Raw genomic sequence first — 3,544 nt, 5'->3', positions numbered from 1 at the left:
TGGGAGTCGTACTGGCAAGACGTGATCAAGCAAACGGCATGACAGTCGAGCCATGTGCATCACTTCTGGTCGCACCCCAGGGTCCCGGTGTATTCGACATAGGCGTCGATCTCACCCGCCACCAGGGCATTGAAGAGGATGCGCGTCCCGCCAAGCGAAGCACGGTGACGCACCGGCGTCCCAGTCGTCTCCACAAGCCCCCGCAGCATCTCGCCGAGAATGACGCTCTCGGTGAATTTCTTGCTGCCAATGACCACCTGCTCAGACGCCCCGCGGCAGCCGACGAGCAAGGGAACGGCCGCGACGACCAGGCATGACAGCGCCAGGTATGCCCTGAGCCCCTTCATCAATCCTCGACTCCTAGGTGACTCCGCTGGGCGCGAATGAACTGCTCGACGAAGGGCTCCGCAGGTTCGGCCATCATGTCCGCCAAGGTGCCGCGCTGCAGGATGCGGCCGTCGCGCATCAAGACGATGCGATGCCCTAAGAATGCGGCCTCGGCCAAGTCGTGAGTCACCAAGACGACTGTCTTGTGCAGGGCCGCGAAGATCTCCTTGAGATCCTGCTGCAGTTCATAACGGATCATGGGATCGAGCGCGCCCAGCGGCTCATCGAGCAGCAGCACCTCGGGATCCAGCATGAGCGCCCGCATCAAGGCCAGGCGCTGGTTCTGCCCACCGGAGAGTTCGCTTGGATAGCGATCCAGTCCGTCCCTCGGAAAATGGGTGAGATCACTCAGCTGCGCCAGCCTTTGACGAATACGCTCGGCATCCCAGCCCAGCTGCTCGGCCATCAGGGTGACATTGGCGCCCGCGGTGAGATGCGGAAAGAGCCCGCCCTGCTGAATGACGTAGCCCATGCGCAGTCTCAGCGCGGCGATATTCGCGTCCGACAGCAGCTGACCATCGAAGCGCAGACTCCCGGCATCCGGCTCGGCGAGCCCGATGAGGAGACGCAGCAGGGTCGACTTGCCGCACCCAGAGGGTCCAATGAGCACAGTGGTGCGACCAGGCGCGATCTCCAGATCGATCCCGTCGAGGGCCGGCCTGCCTTGAAAGGCCTTACGGATTTGCTGAAGCCTGAACATGCGCAGCCTGATCGACGCACCCGATGAATTTCAGCTTGAAATGAATGTCAGCTCGAAGCGATGGACCTCGAACATCCTTTGGTCCAACCGCGCGGCCGTTGGGAGCGGCGCCCCGCCGCGACGGCAGCGCGATCATGGCGGGGCGCCGCTCCCAGGTCGCCTTGCCTGAAGGATGCACGGCACCGACTCAACCGACGCGGTGGTGCGATGATCAACCCCAAGCGATGCTACCCGAACCCGAAAACAAGGGGCACAAAAAAACCGGCGTGAAGCCGGTTTTCTTGTCGCCTTGCCGTCGCGGCTCAGGCCATGGCCTTGATGTGGGCGTTGAGGCGGCTCTTGTGGCGAGCAGCCTTGTTCGCGTGGATCAGGCCCTTGCGAGCAGCGCGATCGATACGCGGCACGGCTTCTTTGTACGCCTGCGTAGCCGCGTCTTTGTCCTCTGCCCGGATGGCCTTGATCACCTTCTTGATGAAGGTTCGCAACGTACTGCGCTGCGCCATGTTCTGCTGACGACGGGTCTCGGCTTGCCGGGCGCGCTTACGTGCTTGTGGTGAGTTAGCCAAGTGGGTCTCCTGGAAATCCGGCTGATCGAAATCAAGATCTAAAAACTAAAGACCGCGCATTGTCTGAACATCTGACGCCATTGTCAACTGCACGCGGGAGATTTGTGATGGCGGCGGCGAACGCCTCTATAATCCGACACCTTTTGCCCAGGAGAGCCAGGCATCGTGGCGTCCTTGTCCGCGTCGATCGCCAAGATTGGCAGCAGCACCTTCCTCTCGCGCGTGCTCGGCTTTGCTCGCGACCTCATCATCGCCCGCTTGTTCGGAGCCGATGCTGCCACGGATGCCTTCTTCGTCGCCTTCAAAATCCCCAACTTCGCCCGCCGCCTCTTCGCCGAGGGCGTTTTCTCGATGGCCTTGGTGCCGGTCCTCAGCGAAACCAAGCAAAGACGCGGCGACACCGCGCTCAAGGGATTCGTCGACGACATGGCTGGCGCGCTGACCCTGGCCTTGCTCCTGATCACAAGCGCGGGACTGCTCGCAGCCCCCTGGCTGATCATTGCGTTCGCACCCGGCTTCGCGGGCGACGCCGCTCAGCACCAGTTGGCGACCGAGATGCTGCGGCTCACCCTCCCCTACATCTTCTTCATCACACTTGCCGCGTTCGCGGGCGGTATCCTCAATACCTACGAGCGCTTCGGCGTGCCTGCATTCACCCCCGTGCTGCTCAATCTCATCCTCATCGGCTGCGCGCTTGTTGTAGCGCCGCACCTAGAGGAGCCCATCATGGCGCTGGCTTGGGGCGTGCTCATCGCTGGCGCGGTCCAGCTTGGGTTTCAGCTTCCCTTCTTGCTCCAGCTCGGTTTGCTGCCACGGCCTCGACTCAATCTGCGGGACCCAGGGATCCAAGGCGTCTTCAAGCTCGTAGGCCCCGCCATCATTGGGGTCTCAGTCGGCCAGATCAGCCTCCTGCTCGACACGCTCTTCGCGTCCTTCCTGCAAACCGGGAGCATCTCCTGGCTCTACTACTCAGACCGCCTCATGGAATTCCCGCTCGGGATCCTGGCGGTTGCTCTCGGCACGGTCATTATGCCGCGACTCTCGCGACAGCACGTCGCCGACAAGGCGGGTGACTTCTCACGCACACTCGACTGGGCGCTGCGCTGGGCACTCCTGCTGGGCACTCCCGCCGCCCTCGGGCTGCTGGCACTCGCTGAGCCGATCATGGCCACGCTCTTTGTCTCGGATGCCTTCGTCACCCGCGATGTCGTCATGGCCGCGCAAAGCCTCATGGCCTATGCACCTGGCGTCATCGCCTTCATGGCCATCAAGATTCTGGTGCCTGGGTACTACGCGCGCCAGGACATGCACTCACCCGTGCGCATTGCCCTTGTCTCGATCGGTGTTGGACTGCTCTTAAACCTCCTGCTCATGCTCCCCATGGGGCACGCCGGCCTCGCGCTCGCGACAACCATCGCGGCGACCACCAATGCCGGCCTCTTATTGCGCGGCCTCATGAATTCCGGCGTCTATGCCCCTGAGCAGGGTTGGACGCCACTGCTCATCAAGGTCCTCGCGGCAAGCCTGCTCATGAGCACGGCACTCTTGGTCCTACCTGGGCCAGCAACCGACTGGATCGCGCTGAACACTGGGGCACGCGCCCTGCGGCTTCTCGGCTGGATCACGGCCGGCGCGACCCTCTATGTCTTGACCCTGACGCTATTCGGCGTGCGGCGCAGAGACCTCACGCCGACCGCCTGAGCATCGGATGCAAGGGGATCTTGGCCGCAGAGGCGCTGCCGTGCGTCATTGAAAATTTACGAAAAGAACAGCCAAGCGCCTGATTGGGCGCCACTAGTGCAACTGTGCGAAAGTCCCGAGACCGCCTCAGGTCGTTGTCGTTGTCGTAATCGAATATTCGCCATGTCGAGACCGCGATCACGATTACGAC

At 62.4% G+C, this 3,544-nt stretch carries 5 protein-coding genes; 1 reads left to right on the top strand and 4 read right to left on the bottom strand.

The annotated features are described in order from the left end of the window. Positions 1 to 59: 59 nt before the first annotated feature. The 3 genes from G3480_RS25475 to rpsT all read right to left on the bottom strand — a co-directional run bounded on the left by G3480_RS25475 (position 60) and on the right by rpsT (position 1,653). Complete coding sequence (locus tag G3480_RS25475) at positions 60 to 347, bottom strand: glycine betaine ABC transporter substrate-binding protein (RefSeq protein WP_164657014.1); 288 nt, start codon at positions 345 to 347, stop codon at positions 60 to 62. Continuing rightward, positions 347 to 1,087, bottom strand: a complete 741-nt coding sequence (locus G3480_RS25470; protein WP_164657013.1) for an ATP-binding cassette domain-containing protein — start codon at positions 1,085 to 1,087, stop codon at positions 347 to 349. Before G3480_RS25470 ends, G3480_RS25475 begins: the two co-directional genes overlap by 1 nt. A gap of 302 nt (positions 1,088 to 1,389) precedes the next feature. After that, positions 1,390 to 1,653: a 30S ribosomal protein S20 gene (rpsT, locus tag G3480_RS25465; protein ID WP_164657012.1), complete on the bottom strand. Its 264-nt coding sequence runs from the start codon at positions 1,651 to 1,653 to the stop codon at positions 1,390 to 1,392. A 165-nt stretch (positions 1,654 to 1,818) separates the two neighbouring features. Here rpsT and murJ point away from each other — a divergent pair, with 165 nt between their 5' ends. Continuing rightward, positions 1,819 to 3,354 carry a murein biosynthesis integral membrane protein MurJ gene (gene murJ, locus G3480_RS25460; RefSeq protein WP_164657011.1) on the top strand — a complete coding sequence of 512 codons (1,536 nt, stop codon included), beginning with the start codon at positions 1,819 to 1,821 and terminating at the stop codon, positions 3,352 to 3,354. Here murJ and G3480_RS28010 read toward each other — a convergent pair. After that, on the bottom strand, positions 3,338 to 3,544 hold a 207-nt coding region (locus G3480_RS28010), incomplete at its 5' end, for a hypothetical protein (RefSeq protein WP_206171894.1). The genes murJ and G3480_RS28010 overlap by 17 nt on opposite strands.

The organism is Thiorhodococcus mannitoliphagus (assembly GCF_010915725.1).
Taxonomy (GTDB): domain Bacteria; phylum Pseudomonadota; class Gammaproteobacteria; order Chromatiales; family Chromatiaceae; genus Thiorhodococcus; species Thiorhodococcus mannitoliphagus.
The sequence above is the reverse complement of the archived record's forward strand: the minus strand, read 5'-3'. Positions and strand labels throughout refer to the sequence as shown.